Raw genomic sequence first — 20,316 nt, 5'->3', positions numbered from 1 at the left:
GCCATGAGCCGGAGCACTCGGTCGTCTACGCGGCGGTGGTCACCGGAGCCGTCGGCGCCTGCTCGCGCATGACGTAGAGGCCCCGCTCCACGTCGACGAGCAGGGTCCCGTACGGACCGTAGATGACCGCCGTGACGTCGTAGCGGTACTGGTGGAACGCCCGCTTCGCCTCCACGTTGCGCTCGTTGACCTCGCTCATCTCGGCCGCGTGGGCTTCGCCGTCCTCGCGACCGACGCCGTAGCCGTCCCCGTTCCAGCCGAGCTTCTTGATGCCGCCGGTACGCTCGCCGACCTGCGGACCGAACGAGAACTCCCAGCCCGAGGAGGAGTCACCCTTGTTGATCGGGCCCGCCTCGTTCTGCTGGTACCGCCGGGCCTTCTGCTCGAAGGCGAGCGGCCGGCCGTCCTTGTCGACGTAGAACTCCGCCCGCCGGAGGTCCAGCCCGAGAGTGACGTCGGTGCCCGGAACCTGGTAGCGGTGTTCGAGCAGCGGCTCGAGGCGCGACCGCAGCATCATCTCGGACGCGTGGTGCGCCATCAGGCGGTCGAAGTCGCTTCCCCCGGGCACGCCCGGCACCCGCCAGGCGCCGTCGGCACCCAGGTCCAGGCCCTGCCGCAGCCGTGGCGGCTGGGTGGTCAGCGCCGCCCAGCGTTCGAACTCCCGGGCCACCCGGTGCAGCCGCCACGGATGGACGTTGCGGTCACCGACGAGGTCGTCGTTCAACCGGGGCCGGGTGGCGCTGGGCTCCGCCCACCGGGGTACCGGCCGGCCAGCCGGGGCCGGGGGCGGGGTCGGGGGCGGGGTTGGGGTCGGGGTCGCGGTCGGGGCTGAGACCGGGGCCGGGGCCGGGGCTGGCCCCTGCCAACTGCCCGGCTGTTCGGCCGTCGGCCGGGTCAGGTATCGCGGCACGACGAGCCGGACGTCCCCGGCGACCTGGATCTGCTCCTGCCAGCCGATCCCGGGCAGGTTGTCCCAGAGGTCGCGGACCGACCGTTCCAGGTTCGGCTGCCAGAGGCCGGCGAGCCAGGCGCCCCCGAACAGCACGTTGCGCACCGAGTCGAGCACGTACGTGACCGCCTGGGGCATCTCCGTGGTCAGCGTCATGTCGATGGTGAAGTCCAACGGGTACTCGACCTCGTGCGACTTCTTGGGTCCGGTCCGGAAGATGTCCTTGGACTCGGACTGCGTGCCGCGTTCACTGGACTTCGCGCTCTCCTGCCCGTAGTCACCGTGCCCGCCGAGGACGCTGCCCTCGTCGTTCAACGCGCCCCGGCCGGAGAGGTTGGCGAGTCCGCCCCACGACGCTCCGTAGCTTGCCGTGTTGGACTGGGCGTCGTGCGTCTCCCCCCGCAGGGTGAGGCTGACCTGCTCGCGGGGGCGGTCGCTCGACTGCGCGGCCGACGGGGTGGCGCTGACCCGCACCCACAGGTACTGCGTGGTGTGGTAGGGCGTGGGCACCGGGAACCAGCCGTACACGCCCTGCCCGGACAGGGGAAGGTACTGCGTCTCCAGGTGGCGGGAGGAGAACCGCTTCACCAGCGCGCGTCGCAGGTGGTCGGGAATACCCTCGCCGGAGGCGAACAGGCCACGCTGCCGCAGCCGTTGCAGGATCGTGTCCAGCACCGCGTTGGCCCGCAGCCGCTCGGGGTGCCCCACGGCGGGCAACAGCTCAGGATCGATGATCTCCCGCGACGGCGCCGGGCCGGCCACCTGCGGCCGGGGACGGTACAGCCCCAGATCCTCGGCCGCACGATCGGTCAACAGGAGATCCACCGCGTCGTCGGCGTCCAGGTAGACGGGTTCGGTGGCCGTGGTCTCGCCGCCCCGGGTACGCAGAGCGGTGACCTCGAAGACCACCCGGCCGTGATAGGCGTGGACGACGTCGTTGTAGGTGGCCCGGGTGATGTCGATGGCGCCGTAGTCCCTACCGTCCGAGCCGCCGAACGACACCCCGCCCTCGACGTACAGGCCGCCCCCGACCCGGCCGCGCTCGTGGGCCTTGTCCGAGCCGCCCCGGTCCGGGCCGTCGCTGTCCGGGCTGCCGCTGTCCGCGCCGCTCTTCTTCGCGGCGGTCCCGTGGTTGAGGTACTGGCCCCCGACGCCGGCCTTGCCGCCGAGGCTGAGCTCGTTGCTCGTCCCGGCGGCATGGCTGATCGCCGACTGCCGGTACTGCTCGAGTTCGACACCGCCCGCGCTGTCGATGCCGTCGCTGCTGTACTGGTACGTCAGGCCCGCCGCGAAGAACCGCTCCCGGATCCGGACGGTCTGCTGGTACCCGTCGTGGGCGGGCAGTCGCAGCTCCCACCCGTGCTCCTCGACCGCCTCCGGGAACCCGGCGGCCAGTTCCGAGCCGGCGCCGAGGTCGAAGATCTCGTCGGGCCAGTTCATCGGCTCGTCGAACCACTCGTCGGGCAGGTCGTTCACCTGCTGGTACAGCCGCGCCGCAGTGGCGGGCAGCTCGGGCACGTACCGGAAGGCCGCGTACATGCCGGCGCTGCCCTGGACGTCCAACGGCAGGTACGGCGGCCGGGCGGCCGGTGCCCACGCGGAGTCGGGTCGCGGGCTCGTGCGGGTCACGCCCGCGGCGTCGAGCTGCGCCGTCGTGACGGTCCGCTCCTCGCCGGTGCGCGGATCACGCGGCACGTGCTCGACCGGCACCGCGATGTGGGTCGCCACCTCGGCGCCGTGTCCGGCGCCGACCAGCCAGGTCTCGCGGGGTCCCCAGCCGCTCTCCGTCTGCGCGCGGATCACCACCTCGAACGCCGTACGGTAGCGATGGTCGACGACGTCTCCGAGGGTCTCGGTCCGGCGGTACTCCTGCACCACCTGGCTGAGCTCGTGCTCCTTCGACCGGGTGTGCTCCGCCGTCACGCCGAGTCGTGGGAAGAACACCCTCCCCTGGAGTTCCGTCCCGCTCTCCGGCGTCTGCCCGTTCCGGTCGGACTGCTCGACGGTGCCCACCGGCTTGGACACCCGACCGCCCAACCGGCCGCTGACGCTGCCCTCGGTCGACCGGGAAGCCGACGTGGTGGCTCCGGTCAACGCACGGGCGTTGACCGTCATCGGGTATTCCGGACTGTCCAGCAGTTCCCGCCGGTGCTCGGTCACCAGGATCTGGTACCGCTCGCCGCCGACCCGCACGGTGAACTTCTTCCCGGCCTGCGTCCGCGTCGGATCGGCCTCCATCGCGGCCCGGCCCACCTTCGCCAGGACGGTGCGGCGCACCACGGCGCCGATGTCGGCGCGCCCCGACTTCTGTCGCAGCACCGACTCCACCAGGTCGGCGACCTGTTCCGACCCGGGCATGTTCGCCGCGATCCCCAGCCCCTGGCCGCGCCTCATCGCCAGCGCCAGCGGCTCGCGAGGCGCCGGGCCGGCGGGCGGCACGTAGGGCTGCCGCGCCTGCGGCGCCCAGAGCACCGGCGGCGACAACCGGACGGCGATCTCGTCCGCCGGGGTCGGAGCCGGTGCGGGGATCGCGGCGGCCGGCGTGATCAGCGCCCGTGGCCGCCCCGTGCCCGGCCCACCGAACTCCGGGGTGAAGACCGTCCCGAAGACGCTGCGCTCGAACTGCTGCGCCTCGCTCACCGGCACGCCCAGCTCCGCCACCACCCGCCGGGTCACCGGCGCCACCGGAGCATCGCCGTGCGTGGTCACCGTCAGGTCGAACACCACCCGGTAACGCGCCTGGTCCTCCCTACGGTTCAGCACCGTGTGGTTCAGTGCCTTGCCGCCCACCTCCAGCGCGGACTCGCGTTCGGACTCGCCGCCCAAGCCGAACGAGAAGCCACCGGCCGTCTTGTCGGCGGCCTCCTCCCGGCCACCCGGGTCGGCCGCCGCGTGGGTCAGTCCGAGGAGCACCGCGTCCACGTCGAGGCCGGCGCCGCTCGTGTCCGACACCTCCTCGCCGGAGGTCGCGATCACCCCGAGGTCGTCCCGTACCGTAACGCCCTCGGTGACCCCCACCAGCTGCAACTCCCGCAGGACCGCCTTCGTGTCGACGTAGCCGCGGAACCTGCGGACCGTGAGCCGCTCGTCGATCGTGTCCGTCATGTCCCCGTTCGACAGCACCCAGCGACTACGGTTGCGCGTCGTGCGTTCGTTGAGTAGTTGGCGGGTGACCTTCGCGGCGACGCCCGCCGCGGTGTCGGCCGGCAGGGCAGCCGTCAGTGCCTGGTGCCAGCCGGTCACGAGTGGGGTCAGGTCGATCGCGTTGAGCACGTCCCGGGCCTGCGACGTCGACCGTGTCGGTGGCTCGGGTGGCGACGGCGCGAGCGGGGCCGCCGGGTTCGGCGCGGCGCTGCCGTCGGCGTACAGGGTGGGCAGGGAGATGTCGAGGAGGCCGGTCTCGGCCGGCACCGACGCCCGTCCCCACTCGACGCCGTTCACGAAGACCTGGAAGGACACTCCGCTGGTGAACGACGTCGACTGGGTCACGTACATCTTCCGGCCCCAGATGACCCGGGTCTCCCGGGACATCGCGTGCTCGCGCTCGCTCTTGATCGACACGGACGGGAGGTTCGCGATCAACCTGGACGCGTGCCCGGTCGAGATGTCGAAGGTCTCCTCCAGCCCACCGTCGGTCTTCCGTCCGCTGGACACGGACGTGCCGTCGCCGACCTTGGTCGAGCCGAACGAAACTCCGTACACCCGCGTGCCTCCGGCATCCCCTGCGGGCGACGGTCGCGGACCGTACGGCACGGGACGGATCCACACCAGTCGCCCGCCGGCGCTGAAGGTCTCCCCGGAGAACAGCACCTGCTCCCAGCGCTCCCGGTGTTCCTCGACGGCACGGGAGTCCGCCGGATCCGGTGCCGTCAGCAGCCTGTGCAGCGCCGCCGACACCCGTGCGTGGATGGCTGCGGTGCCCAGGTCCAGCCAGTCGGTCGCGCCCAACTCGATGTCGTCGGCGGCCCCGGTCGGCCACCCTGACGGCAGGTCGTCCATCAACTGCGCGACGGTCTCCGTCACCTGCTGCGGCGTCAGGTGCCGCACCGCCGAGACGCTCAGCTCACCGAGGGCACCGGCGGCGAAGTACCACGGCGTCGCCGGCTCGACGTCCCTGGTCGTCCCCGTGGCCCCGGTCCGAGCGGCGTCGGCCCGATCCCGCTCCTCGACCGCACGCTCCCAGGCCGTACGCGCGGCGGACGCCGCGTTCCTGGCCCGGTCGACCTGCCCCCGGTGGCGGTCGACGTTCTGCTGCAACCGGGTGCGTTCCGCCGTACGCGCCGCCGCGTCGACCGCGTCCCTCAGCTCGGCCTGACGCCACGTCTCCGCCTGGCGCTGCGCGTCGTCGGCGTGCTCCCGCTCCGCCTGGACGCGTTCGCGTTCCGCCTCGACCGCACGCAGGTCGGCCTGCCGCCGGTCCTCCTCCTGCCGCCGCGCGTCTTCGTCCACCCGGACCCGTTCGGCCTCCGCCAGTTCGGCCTCCCGCCGGCCCTCCGCCCACTGCCGCTGCGCCTGCTCGGCCAACTCGTCGTCGGCGCGCTGCTGGTCCTGCCAGGTCCTCGCTGCGGCCTCGGCCAGTTCACGCTCCCGTGCGCGCCACTGCGCTGCCGCAGCGGCGACCTGCCGTTGCTGCGCACGCTCCGCCGCCAGGTGCTGCTGCCCGGGGTCCTGGTCCGCCAGCTGTCGCTGCGTCTCCTCCTCCGCAGCCCGCGCCTCCTGCTCCTGGCGTCGTTGCTCCTGCCGGTCGGCCTCCGCCTGCGCGGCATCGCGGACCGCCTTCCGGGCCGCCAGCGCCCGCTGTACGCCCTGCCACGTGTCCCACCGGGCCTGCTCGTCCCGCCGGGCCTGCTCGCGTGCCGCCGCCCGCTCGCGTGCCTCCTGGCCCGCCACCAGACGCTGCGCCGCCCGGGTGGCCGCCTCCTGCCGGGCCACCTCCCGCTCACCGGCCCACTGGTCCGCGCGCTGCTCGGCAGCCACCTGGGCCGCGTTCCGCTGCCGGCTCCGCTCCGCTGCCCGGTCCGCCGCCGCTGCCTGGCCGACCTGCAACGCCTGGAGGCCGTCCGTCCACTGCTGTGCCGCCGTCCGCCAGGCCGCCTCCCGGCTGGCGGCGTCCTGCTCCAGCGCCTGCCGCGTCCGGTCCGCCGCCCGCACCGCCCGTTCCAGCAGCTTCTGCGTTGTCCCGCGCTGCCGTTCCAGCTCGGCCACCCGGTCCTGGGCCCTGGTGAGCCGTTCCCACGCCGCACGCTCCACCGCCTGGGCCGCAGCGCCGCTGGCCGACGTCTCATCAGCGTGGGGCGGGGTCTGCGTCTCGGGCACCGGTGGCACGGCCGGGCGGGCCTCGACCTGACGCGCCACGGCCTCCCGCGCCGACGACAGCTCGCTCCGGGCTGCGGCGAGGTCGGCCTCGACGGCAGCGGTCCTGTCCCGGATGCCGGCCAGTTCCCGGTTCAGCCGCTCGACCTCCGGCGTGCTGCCGGCCGGCGTCGCCGCCACGTCGCCATCCTCGACGACGCCGGCCGCCGTGGAAGGCGCTGGGGCGCTGCCCCCGCCGGCACCGGCCAGATCCTCCCCGGCCGGAACCGTCGCGGTCGCGTCGTCCCCCGCCGTCGAGGACGCCCGCGGCACACCTACCCCATCCGTCGTCGCCACGAACCGCACCCGGCCCGGTCGGGCGGGCCCCCGGGCCAGCCCACCCTCCTGACCGTCGAGGAACACCACCTTCCCGTCGTCGGTCCGCACCACGTTGACCGGGTGTGAGATCCGGTCACCCTCACCCGTCACCACCATCACACCACGGGCCCCCGGCGCCGCGGCTTCCATCACATCCACCACCGCCGCGTAGCCGGCCGCCTCCACCAGCGGTCGGCCCGCGTACCGCTCCAGCCATGCCACCGGGCTGGCCTTCTCCGGCGGCACCTGGTGCCCGACCCCATCAGCCAACGACAGGTCGGTGCCGATCGCCGCCAAGACGCAGTTCGTCTCGAAGTCCCCACCACGGTACGGATTCACCCCGCGCAGCCACGGGAACCGACTCAACGCCTCGGCCTGCGACAACCCACCCGGCAGCAACTCGTCTCCCGTCGCCCGGCCGGCCAACCCGGCGGACGCCGGATGCGGGGACGGGACATGGACGACGACGTCGGCCCGGCGGAGGTCGTCGGCCGCCGTGACCCGGTCAGCGACGGTGTCGCCCAGGTCACGACCTTGAGAGTCCGAGGTGAACACGATGTCGGCCGCCGTCACGTCCTGCCCGCCATCGAGCAGCGTGGTCAGGTCCTGGGCCACGTGCCGACTGAGGACGTCGCTGACGCTGTTTGCCCGTTCCCACCCGGTGGCCACCGCGCTACCGGGCCACAGGCGGGTGCCGTTGCCGTATCCGGTGACACCGATAGTGGGCATGGGAAGGCCGTTGTCGTGCCGCCATACGGCGAGCTTGCTGGTCTGCCGCGAGACCGAGCGCAGCTTGTTGAGTTCGACCGGTCCCGGAGTCTTGGACCCTGGATCGAAGCTGATCCGCATCGGCTCGGGAACGGTGGAGCCGCCGACGACGACTGTGGTGAGTGGGTTGGATTGCGCGACCGGCACGCCGGCGTCGTAGAGCACCGCCATCTGCTCGTGGAAGGTCTCGCCGGGGCGCTGGCTGAACATCTTGAAATGCCACATGTCGCTCGCCCGCGGCAGATCCATCAACTTCGCCATGGCGGCGCGAGCGGACTGCCACGCCACCGCGTCAGACCCGGCCGCCCCGGTTCCCGACTTCTCGACGATGGAGAGTGCCTCCGCCAGGTCCAATCTGCGTTGCAGCGCGTCGACGACCTGGGGGTCGCCGCCACCATCCGCCACCGCCTGCTCGAGCGTCGCCTTGACGGTGTCGAACCGACCGCGATACGAGGCCAGTGTTCGTTCGATCGCCTCGTCGACGGCACGTCTGCGCCCACCGACACGGGCGTAGTTCTCCAAGGTGATCTGGGTCTTTCCGTCGGCGCTCTGTGCGACGACCGCAGCGAAGTGGTAGCCGTAGGCGTTGGCGACCGTACCGCCACGGGCGAAGTCCGTCGTCATCGAGGCTTCGCCGTCGGCACCCTGAGACATGATGGTGCTGGTGGCGTAGGCCTCGCCGACCCTGGGCCAGGCATGTTCGTTGATGCCGATCCGCCTCGCGACCTGGCTGAGTCTGGCGTGCTCGGCGCGGCTCCCCCAATCGTTCCGGAGCGCCGCACCGTACGCGGCACCAGGAAGTGGGGGTTGTGTGACGCCGCCGGTCAACCGCGGGTCGGCCTCGATCCTGGCCGTCGCCCATCCCGGGTCGACGGCGGCGAGGGGGAGGGCGCCGGCAGCGACGGCAGCCACACCCTCGGCGAGATGATGCACACCCAGCAACTCCCGCCCGTTGCCGGCGTCGGTCGCCGCCAGGAGGGTCTGTCCCTCGGCTCGGAACACCACCCCGTCGGGTACGCCACCGAGGACAACGCCCGCGAACTCGACGCAGACGTCCGGCGGGGGGTTGTCGAAGTCCGCGCTCACCTTGCGGAGCGTCACCTGTCGGCCACCGTGGTCGACAGTGACGGTGACGGCACTGTCCACCGTCAGCCTGACGTTGGCCCCGGCCCTCGCCAGCCCGCGCCGTGCCGCGTCGATGACCTCATCGGTCGCGTAGAACTCCGTCGCCTCGGTAACCGGGCGGGCGCCCCTGACCGAGGCGATGCCGTTGATGGCGAGCGTCCCGTCGTCGGACAGCCGCAGCGGTGGATGCCGGTGGGTGACCACCTGTTGTGCCGGAACGTGCGCGGGAAAGTCCGCCTCGGTGGGCCGGCTGTCCGGGCTCGTGCTGACGACGCTCAGCCGCTGGTACGACCGCAACGGAGCCCTGACCTGACCCGTGCTCGGGCCACCGGAGGATGCCTCGAGCTGGTACGCGCTCGTCGTTCTGGGCCTCGGCCGGGGGTGCGGCAAGGGTGTTCTCGTCAGCCGCGGCCGTTCGACCTTCGGCGTGCTTCCGGTCGGCGTCGCGTCCGCCGTCGCGGATGGCGTGGCGCCGCCACCTCCGATCGTGGCGGCCCGACCCTCGGCGTCGACCGGACTGACGGGGTCGGCCGGCGGGGGCCATTCCTCCGGTACGGCATCCAGCCTGGGCGAGTAGTCGGATCCGAACGGGCTCGGATCCGGGTCCTCCGGAAACGGGCCGGGCTCGGCGTCGGTCGGGTCCAGCGCGGTGTTGCGCCGGGTCGGGGGCACGAGAATGCTGACGATCGAGCCGGACAGGCTGCCAGCCGTGCCTGTGTTCACCCGCGAGAGGCTGGTGAAGAGATCGACGAATGAAGATTCATCATCCGAGGTCTCCTGGTTGTTCTGCGCGTACTCGAGTACGGCCAGCATCTGATCCAGTTGGGCCAACGGGTTGCCGGCGGTCTGGCTCTCCAGCGCCATCGACCATTTTCTGGTGAGGCTCTCCGGGCTCTCGTCGACCCCGGGTTGGTTCGCGTCCGAGACCACGAAGATGTATTTGCTGTCCTTCCGTTCGATCGGCGGGAGCTCGGGAAGCGAGTCCTGCAGACCGATCCGGTTGTACTCCTCCCGGCGGTAGGTGAGCTGTTCGTAGAGCTGTTGCTGACGCTCGTCGAACGTCTTCGAGGTCTTGCCCTTCTCGAGCTTCGGAACCCGCTCGTCGTAGGACCCCTGGGAACGGACGACGTACTCACCCGCCTTCTCGATCTTGTTGTCGGCGACGAACTCCCAGGCGACGACCCGAAGGCCCTCGATCTCGCGCCGGTCGACCTTCTCGAAGAGGATCTTCGCCTCGGTGTTGTGCAGGACGCTCGGTACCATCACCCCCCGGTAGACGTGGGCGTCGATCATCCCGTCGGTGACTGCCACGAGCTGGTGGGAGAACTGTTCCCACATCCGGTTGAAGCCGGGCGGGTAGTTAAAGAAGCTGCCGGTGCCGAGCATGATGTTGTCGAAGATCTGCCCACCGGGCGTCGCCTCGAGCATCCGGTTGCCGCTCTGCTCGGTGATCCGTTCGGCGACGGCGGGGCCGATCTTGCCCCAGAGGGCGAGCTTCGACCGGAACTGCTGGGCGGCTTCCCGGAACTGGTCGTCGAAGTCGCTGTCGTGCTGGTGGTTGAACCACCACTTGGCCGGGACCGAGAACGCGTAATTGTCCGCCATCAACTGCGCGAACGGGGCGACCCGGTCAGAGCCGAACCGCTTGACGACCTCGGCATCGATCTCGTCGTTGGTCCGGCCCTCAGCCTTCAGCCGGAGCTCGAGCTTCATCTGCTTCTTGAAGTCCTCGTAGGCGGCTCTCAGTTCACCGTTGTTCCACAGCTTGTCGTAGCGGGACATGCGGTACTCGATCTTGTGCCAGTCTTCCTTGGCCTTCCGGAAGTCGATCGTCGAGCCCTGCGCGGGGAGGTCCTCGGACGAGGAACTCTCCGGCGAGGGGATCTGACCGGGGGAATGCGGCGACGCATGGGCAGCTTCGTCCATCCCGGCCAGATCTGCTGTTTCCGGGACGGTCACGGTCGCGGCGTCTGCCACCCCCGCCGGCGGGCGCGGAATACCCACACCATCGGTGGTCGCCACGAACCGCAACCGGCCAGGCTCCACCGGCCCCCGCGCCAGCCCACCAAGCTGACCGTCGAGGAACACCACCCTCCCGTCATAGGTACGCACCACGTTCACCGCATGGGAAACCTCGTCACCCACACCCGTCGTCACCAACACACCCCGGGCACCCGGCTCCGCCCCAGCCATCACCTCCACCACCGCCTCGTAATCGGCCACCTCCACCAACGGCCGACCCGCAAACCGCTGCAACCACCCCACCGGCGACGGCACCTCCGGCGGCACCTGCCAACCCACCCCATCCGCCAACGACATGTCCGTACCGACCGCCGCCAACACACAGTTCGTCGCGAACTGCTCCCCCCGACCCCGGAACGGATTCACCCCACCCAGCCACGGGAACCAGACCGACACCTCAGCCGGCGACAACTGACTCGGAAGCAACACGTCATCGCGTACCGACCCACCAGCCACATCCGCCGAGGAGTCCGACCCGTCCGCGTCGGAGTCGTTCCCCCCATCAACCGGCCCATCCGGCACGCCGGGCAACCCCGCCGGCCCACCAGCATCATCGGTCAGCGACCACAACCGCACCGTGTGGTCGTCACCGGCGGAGACCACCACCTGTCGGCCCGACTCGCCCTGCAACGACGTCACCGCCACCGCCCCGCCGGTGTGGCCCTCCAACGTCCAGAGCAGCGCACCGCTGTCCGCGTTCCAGACCCGCACCGTCCCGTGCGCATCGGCGGTGGTCAACCGCCGCTCCGACCCCGCCTGCCACGACGTCACCACCGTCGCCCCGCCGGTGTGGCCTTCCAACGTCAGGGGGGGCGCACCGGTGACCGCGTTCCAGACCCGCACCGTCCCGTCCTGACTGGCAGAGGCCAACCGCCGCTCCGACCCCGCCTGCCACGACGCCAGTGCCACCACAGCGCCGGTGTGGCCCCGCAACGTCAGGAGCGGCGCACCGGTGACCGCGTCCCAGACCCGCACCGTCCCGTCCCAACTGGCGGAAGCCAACCGCTGCTCCGACCCCGCCTGCCACGACGCCAGTGCCACCACACCGCCGGTGTGGCCCCGCAACGTCAGGAGCCGCGCACCGCTGGCCACGTCCCAGACGAACACCGTCCCGTCCGCCCAGTCGGCGGAGGCCAACCGCCGGTCCGCCCCCGCCTGCCACGACGCCACCGCCCCGACACCGCCGGTGTGGCCCCCCAACGTCAGGAGCCGCGCACCGGTGACCGCGTCCCAGACGAACACCGTCCCGTCGTCGCTGGCGGAGGCCACCTGTGGGCCCGGCTCCCCCGGCCACGACGTCACCGCCCACACCGGGCCGACGTGGCCCCGCAACGTCAGGAGCCGCGCACCGGTGACCGCGTCCCAGACGAACACCGCCCCTTGCATGTCGGCGGTGGCCACCCGCCGGTCCGGCCCCGCCTGCCACGACTCCACCGCCACCACCCCGTCGGTGTGGCCCCGCAACGTCCGGAGCGGCGCACCGGTGACCGCGTCCCAGATCCGTACCGTTCCGTCGTCGCTGGCGGAGGCGACCTGTGGGCCCGGCTCCCCCTGCCACGACGTCACCGCCCACACCGCGCCGGTGTGACCCTCCAACGTCCGGAGCTCCACACCGTCGATGACGTCCACCGACGATGTGTCAGGCGCCTGTCCGAGGTGCTGGTCCAGCTCTGCGGCCGCTGTCTCGACCTGACCGACCCGGTCCCCCAGCCCCCCGAGCTCGGTCGCGGGCAACGATTCCACGTAGGCGTCCACGGTGCGGTGCATCCGCGCACGGCTGAGACCCTGCATCGCATGGAGGTACCGGTCGGACAGCCCCGCCAGGGCGGACCGCGCCGGGCTGTCGTCCTGACCGGGGGCGGTCATCCGCCGCAACTCCCGGTCAGCGGCGTCCATCCGCCTCGCGTGGCCGTCGGCAAGATCTCGCCACCGCCCGATCAAATCCGCACGCGCAGTGGCGACCCCGTCGTCGGAAACGGGCACCGTCTGGTCACCCGACCCGGTCGCACCGTCCCCGGCCTGCCCCGGCAGCGCTACCGACCCCACCGGCAACGACGAGACCTGCTCCTCCAACCACTGCCGCGCCAGGCCGAACGCACTGACCGCGGAGAACAGCTCCGCCCGCCACTGCTCGGGCACCTCCGGCACGCGCCCCACCACACGCAGGTAGGGCAGCGGCTGCGACACCCCAAGGGCCGCCCGTAGCTCGGAAACCTGCGCTACCGCACCCTCCGTCGACCACAACGACGCCACGTCCTGGCCATGCTCCGACAGGAACCGGTCGAAGTCCGCCACCCCCAGATCCCGCACAGCGGACAGATCGACAATCCGCCGACCGTTTTCGCTCTGGACCCCCTCCGGCAGGTTCTCGCGGGGGTTTTCAGGTCTTTCGATCACCACCGGCCGGCCCGGTGCCGTATAGAAGACCCAGGCACCCAGGTACATCGCCCGCAACACCTCCGAGGCGGCGTCCGGCACCCCCCCGTCCGCCCGGACCGCCGACACCGGAGCCACCACCGTCTCCCACACCCGGTCGATCTCCTCCTCGACCCGTTCCACCACCTCCTCGGCCACCACGTCGTCAGTCGCCACCAACGCCGCCGCCAGCCGCCGGTTCCGCTCGTCGCCGGCCCACCTCTCCAGCCGCAGATCAGGCCGATCCGTCCCCACCGGGAGCGCGCCCTCACCCGTCCACCCGCGCGTGAGCCCGACCAGCCGCTCACCCAACGCCACCAACTGGTCAATTCGCTCACCCATCCGACGCTGCCCGTCCACAGCCGCCGGATCACCCGCCACCTCGGGAAGCGCCGCCCTCAGCTCCCCGGCCCAACCGACCCGCCCCAGAGCCGCCGCCCCAACCGTCTCCGGGATCCCCTCCACCTCGGCCAACACGCGGGTCCACCCCTCCGCCTCGACCAGATCCCGCGCCGCCCGAAGGCCCCCACCCGCCGGCCCGCCGGTGGCCAACTCATCCATCCGCACCGGCCACAGGTCGTCCTCGGCCGCATGCGTCAACACCACCGTCGACGTCCACCCACCGAACCCGTGCACCACCACGTACACCGGCTCCCGCAACCCCGACGCCGCTGGCGGCAACGCGCCATTAAGGAAGTCGAACAAAGACGGCACGACCGCCTTGGGATCGCCCGGATACGGCCCCGGCACACCCACCACCAACACCCGCGCGCCAGCCGGCACCCACCCCGCCGGCCCCACATCCGGCACCCCCGCCAGGCGCTCTCCCACACTCGCCGCCGCGATCTCCCCCGCGAGCAACTCCGCCTGCCGCAGCTGCGTCACCCGCAAACCACGCTCCGACGGCACATCCGGGAGGAACACCCAATCCCGGAAATGCGAGAACGCCCGCTGCCTCAACCGCGCCCAATGCAGGTCGAAAGGCAGGAGGTACGGCCCATGGTGAACGGGCAATCCAGCCAGCCTCCGCCGGCCCCGATAATCAAGGTCAACGTCCTCGTTGATCGGACGCGCCTGGACCTCCCGCAACAACGCCGGGAACGTCTCCCGACCCGAGAAATCGACAGCGACCAGACCGGGCGGGACCACCCCCGGGTCCGCCTCCGCCACATGCCGCCCGAGGATTGCCACCGCCCCCGACTCGGCACGCGCTGCCCGCAACGCCGCGACCTCGACCAACGTCCGTGGCTGCACCCCAGGCACACCGGACGGGTCAGCACTGTACGGCGACAGCTCGATCACCGCCGCCTCCGGCACCTCCACGCCCAACTCACCGTCAATCAACCGCTTGGTCAGGGCAAGCACGTCCTCATGCCCACGGTCCTCGAACGCCAGCACCACCCGCCAGACCGCATCACCCGCAGGCCGATCCTGCCCCGTCCTCGCCGCCCACGCCTCGGCATCCGTCACCGCCTGCTCCCGCGCCACCGCAGCGAGACGCTCCACATCGATTCCGGCGCTCACGCCCTCCGGATACACCACCACCGACCCATGACCCGACTCTGTCCGGAACCGTTCCCCCGACACCAGCGGCAACCCCACCGGCCAGGCAACTCCGTCCGACAGGGACCACAACCGCACCGCCCGCCTCTGGCCGACAGCCAACAGCCACCGGCCCGGCCCCTCCGGCAACAACGTCAACGCCTCCACGCCGTCGTGGCCCTCCAACGTCTGGAGCACCACCCCGCGGTCCACGTCCCAGATCCGCACTCTCCCGGCCACGTCGCCAGCAGCCAACCGCCGCCAGCCCGACTCGTCCTGCCACGACGTCAACACCCGCACCAAGCCGTCGTTGCCCTCGAACGTCTGGAGCAGCACACCGTTGTCCGCGTCCCAGACCCGCACCGTCCCGGCCGCGTCGGCGGAGGCCAACCGCGGGCCCGCCACCGCCGGCCACCCCGTCAACGCCACCACCGCGCCGGTGTGACCCCCCAACTCCCGGAGCACCACACCGTTGTCCGCGTCCCAGACCCGCACCGTCCCGGCCGCGTCGGCGGAGGCCAACCGCGGGCCCGCCACCGCCGGCCACCCCGTCAACGCCACCACCGCGCCGGTGTGACCCCCCAACTCCCGGAGCACCACACCGTTGTCCACGTCCCAGACCCGCACCGCCCCGGCCACGTCGGCGGAGGCCAACCACCAGCCCGCCACCGCCGGCCACCCCGTCAACGCCACCACCGCGCCGGTGTGACCCCCCAACTCCCGGAGCACCACACCGTTGTCCACGTCCCAGACCCGCACCGCCCCGGCCACGTCGGCGGAGGCCAACCGCGGGCCCACCACCGCCGGCCACGACGTCAACACCCCGGAGTAGTGGCCCTCCAACTCCCGGAGCAGCACACCGTTGTCCATGTCCCAGACCCGCACCGTCCCGGCCACGTCGGCGGAGGCCAACCGCCAGCCCGCCACCGCCGGCCACGACGTCACCGCCAACACCTCGCCGAAGTGGCCGATCAGCGGGCCCCGCCTATCCGGCACGGCGGACAGGCGGGCGACGGGAAGGTCCAGTGCGACGGTCCGGTCATGCCAGGGTGCGACATCGTCGTTCTCGTGAGGTCCGGACCCGGCCGGAGCCACGGTGACGTTGACGGAGAACGCCTCGGACAGCAGGTGCGGTAGCGCCCCCGTGAGGCGGGGAACCGACGTCCCCCGCGCATCCAGTGCCTGCCGCAACAACGCCCTGTCGTCCGAGGACAGGCCAGCCCTTCCCTGGTCGAGAACGTTGGTTCTGTCGACGAAGTTGTCGAACGAGTCGCGCAGGTGGTGGCGGACGGCGTCCGGCGTCCGCTCATCCAGCGACGCCGCGACCCCATCCCCCGTCCTGTCGAGGAACTGCGTGAACAACCGATCCCACATGTCCGACCGCAGCAGCCCGGCCGGCAGGGACGGCAGCGGCACAGGAACCGAAACGGCCTCCGACGGGGGTCGGGCATTCCCGTCCATCCCGGCCAGGTCCGCATGCTCCGCAACGGTCACGGTCGCGGCGTCTGCCACCCCCGCCGGCGGGCGCGGGATACCCACACCGTCGGTGGTCGCCACGAACCGCAACCGGCCAGGCTCCACCGGCCCCCGCGCCAGCCCACCAAGCTGACCGTCGAGGAACACCACCCTCCCGTCATAGGTACGCACCACGTTCACCGCATGGGAAACCTCGTCACCCACACCCGTCGTCACCAACACACCCCGGGCACCCGGCTCCGCCCCAGCCATCACCTCCACCACCGCCTCGTAATCGGCCACCTCCACCAACGGCCGACCCGCAAACCGCTGCAACCACCCCACCGGCGACGGCACCTCCGGCGGCACCTGCCACCCCACCCCATCCGCCAACGACATGTCCGTACCGACCGCCGCCAACACACAGTTCGTCGCGGAATCCCGCCTCCGCGAGTTCGGACTGTCCGGATCGTCAGCACGGCCCGGGTTCACGCTGCCCAGCCACGGGAACCAGACCGACACCTCAGCCGGCGACAACTGACTCGGAAGCAACACATCCCCACGTCCCGCCTCACCAGCCATATCGGGTGGGGGTGGCGGCTGGTGTGGCGCGGTCGCCGGGCCGGGCTGCGACGATCCATCCTGGATGCGCGGACGCTTCGGGGCCCGCCGACCTCCCGACTCAGCTCGCTCTCGGCGCTGGTCGAGCAACGTCCGCCGGTTTCTGAGCTGCCTTATGAGAGCGGCGTAATCCGCTTCATCCCTGACGAAGACCCGGAAGGCGTATTCGGGTTCGGACGCCGGCGCGTTCGGTTCTGGGACCAGGGGCACCTTGACCACGACGACAACCTCGTTGACGGCGTCATCATTCCCGACCGGCCGGAGCCGCTTCCCCACCTGCAAAGTGACCGGCGTCCCAGGGGCGAGATTCACCTCCCGCCCATCTAGCGTCTTGGCCCCTATGCCACCGAGAGTGAAACTCAGAGGACTAGGCAATCGACCATTCGAGCCAATTGTGTCATCGAAAGATTCAACCCGGGAAGTGCTCCACCAATGCACGTCTCTTTCCCACAGCGCCGTTTTGCGCAGCAACTCGATGTCGGCGACGGTGGGGGCAGGATTGACCAGTTGCAGATAAAGGTCCCGCTCAACCCCGCTCTTCTCAGCCGGCATCACCACGACCGCGATGGGTCGACCATCCGGGCCGTACCCGAGCCGAAGAATGGCCTCCTTCATGTTCCCCGGTATGACAAATGAACTTCCGTCGGCCACTTTGACGACCGGGATCCGGACTCTCTGGAGTTTGTTGCCCTCCGAGCCCTTGCCGAAGGAGCGGGTCAATAGACCCTTCTTGGGGTCCAAGCCCGCCGTGATGTGAAAGAGGGAGCTGACCGACGGCTCGTCGAGTTGCCACACATGGCCGGGTGCGCTGCCTCTCAGTTCAGCCAGCTCGCTGTCAGAAAATCTGCGCTCGATCTCGCGGTAGGCAAACTTCTCGGCGCCGTCGGCCAGGTACGGGATCTTGACAATGCCGACACCCTCCCCGTTGACCGACCCGAAGTCGACAGCGACCCTATCGCCCGGTAGGACCACGTGGTCGACACGAGTGAGTTGCACGTCCTTGCCGCCCAGCCGGAAGCGCAATTCCGCGTACGCGCCACTGTTGGCCTTGACGTGGGCAGCGATACGGAGGGTGAACGGGTCTTTGAGTTCCCATCGGTAGTCACCTGTCCAGGCGCCGTCGCCGCTGAGGCCGGTGAGGTACCGGTGGTATGCGTCAAGTTCTTCGGCTTGGCGGCGAGGAGAGAAGGGGCGCTTACCGATGGCCGCGAGGTCGCGGTCGAGTTTGTGTCGCAGGACGGACCGGTGAGGCCCGGGAGAATTCTCTTCCGCCGTGTCGATCCTGTCCTTCAGCAGACCGAGCGCCCCGCTGAAAAGGCTGTCCCATCGCGACCGTACGCGGTCGGGCCACTTCCGCCGGTAGCCGCTGGCGATGCGGGCGAGGATGTCGGCCGAGTCACGAGGTATGAGGACGATGTAACCACCCTTCCACCACACGACGGGGCGTGGGATGGCACCGTCATCGGACGGCGGGCCAATGTCCTCGTACGGGTCGCCGAACGGATGATGGATCCGCATCTGCTGGCCCAATCCCATGGCCAGCAGATGGAGAGCGACATGGGTGATTTCGTAACTCACGGATCGGGGGTTTGCAATCTTGTCGATCCAGATCCGGTGCAGGGCGTCTCGTTGCTGCTCGGACATGTTCTCCGGATCCGGATACGGAAGAATCTCCCTGAGCCTCGGCGATCCCCCCGGGGCGAGTTCCTTGGCCAGTTGGCGGGCCAGCCATCCGCTCAATCCAGCCGGAGTGGTGATGCCTTTCTTCTCCAGCTCTTCCCGGTAGGTGTCCAACACCGACTCGTTGAAGACGTAGTTCGGCCTCGGGTCAAGAGTTGCGGGATCGAATTCGAACACCTCGCGCGCCCACCTGCCGAACGCCGCCTCGGCAGCGGCTCCAGCGAGCTTCAAGGAGCCGGTGGCGTCCGCCACCTCCCTTTCCCAGTCCGGCCTCTGCCCGCCCGACGGCGACCATCCCGAGCCGGCCGCCGGTGTCGTCAGATCGAGTCCGGCCAGCGGGTCGTCCCACAACGGAAAAACCTCCGGGTCAAGACCGGAGGGGTCACCTTCCGCTGGGCCGGACGGCTGTCCGTCCGCCTCGGAGTCGTCCGGGGGATGCCATTCCATCGCCGCCGGCCGGCCCGGCAGCGAACCGGAAACCGGCTCCGACGACACCGAGCCCGACCCGGACGACCCAGCCGGCCGAGGCGCGACCGTGGGAGCCACATACGAAGCAGCCGTATCCCGGATCTGGTCGAGCTCCCACTCGGTGAACCCCGGCTCATGCAGATGATCGTCACCCACACCCCTGGCCGTCCTGAGCAGATCACCCGGCGAACCATCGTGCGGCACCCCGGCGAAATGCTTCAACTCATGCCCGTAAGCGCGGGACGGAAGACCCGCAAGCCAGTGCAGCTGGTTGATCCGACCCGCCGAACCGTCCTCGCTGACCCAGACATCCTTACTGTTCTTCAGGCCACTGCCGTAAGGGCTGAGCCGAACCACCGTCTCCGCGGCCGGATCGAACACCACCGCCACCGCCGGCGGCCCACCCTCCGGCCGCAACCGCTCGTTAGTCCGCACCACCCACTGCTCGACAGCACCCAACGTGCGCAGAATGGATTCCTCAACCACGTCCGCGTCAGGCTCCAACCGAAGACGGAACACCACCGTCCCCGACTCACCACGCACCCAATAATCGACGTAGACCCGTACCCCCGCGTCCTCCCCCGCCGTCTCCACCCGGAACGGACGCCCCTCCCCCGGCGTCGACACGAACCGCAACGGCTCCGGACCCCGCCACGTAAACCGATCCGAATACACCCGCGTCATCTCGCCCCACGAAGGCAAACCCTCCATGCTGCGATACGACACACGCCAACCACCAACAACCCGCACCACCGACGGCTCCACCCCAGCCGCCCACCCCGACGACGACCCAACCCCGCCATCGGCCGAAGCCGCACCAGCCCACTCGAACGCCGCCGCACCCCCCGGCAGCGACACGTCACCGCGTACCGCACCGGCCACGTCCGCCGGAGGGGCCGGCTCGACCGGCGGGGTCGACGTCGACGTGGTCCGCGCTGCCACGTCGACGTGGTGCGCGAGGGCCGACGGGTCACGGGGGCGGTCGGTCCCGTTCGGTGTCAGGACGATGTACCAGATGTCGTCCGGTCGGGCGTCCTCGCCGGCCCGGCGTTTGGCCCAGGTGCCGAGCATCTGCATGCTGCCGGTGTGGATCTGGTTGCGGGCGGGTTCGTACCAGTGCAGTTGCGTGGTGGGCAGGACCACCCCGGCGGCGGCCGTGGACCCGGCCACGGCCAGCACCCGGGCACCCGGGCGTTGGTCGGCCGGCAGTTCACGGGTCGGCCGGCCCACGACGAACCCGAGCCCGGGGACGGCGTCCAGCATGTCGGCGAGCATTTCGGCGCGGTGCTGCGGGATGTACGCCAGCCAGGCGGCGGCCACGGCGTCGGGGCGGCCGGTCTCCACCGGTCCGGCCGGCGGCGTGCTGGTGGGCTCCGGCCAGGCCCGGGTGTCCAGGCCGTCAGTCAAGGCCCGTAGGCCGGCGGCGTCGACCGGCGGGACGGCCTGGGTGATCCACCGGTGGGCCAGGTATCCCTGGTGTCGGTTCAGGTTCTCCACCAGGGCGACCACCGCCGTGGCGAAGTCCTGCCGCGACTCGATCTCCGCCTCGTGCAGGATCTCCAGCCGGGAGTTCACGTCGGGCCGGCCCCGGTGGGCGGCCA

Annotated in this window: 1 protein-coding gene (running past one end of the window); it reads right to left on the bottom strand. The window is 70.9% G+C overall.

Annotation, left to right across the window (positions count from 1 at the left end; translation table 11 throughout):
- Nucleotides 1-25: 25 nt before the first annotated feature.
- Nucleotides 26-20,316 carry the 3' portion of a toxin glutamine deamidase domain-containing protein gene (locus tag GA0070618_RS15935; protein ID WP_157748946.1) on the bottom strand. It continues 24,052 nt past the right edge of the window, so only the last 20,291 of its 44,343 coding nucleotides appear in the window; the start codon falls outside the window, past its right edge; it ends in the stop codon at nucleotides 26-28.

Source organism: Micromonospora echinospora, assembly GCF_900091495.1.
GTDB lineage: Bacteria > Actinomycetota > Actinomycetes > Mycobacteriales > Micromonosporaceae > Micromonospora > Micromonospora echinospora.
The sequence above is the reverse complement of the archived record's forward strand: the minus strand, read 5'-3'. Positions and strand labels throughout refer to the sequence as shown.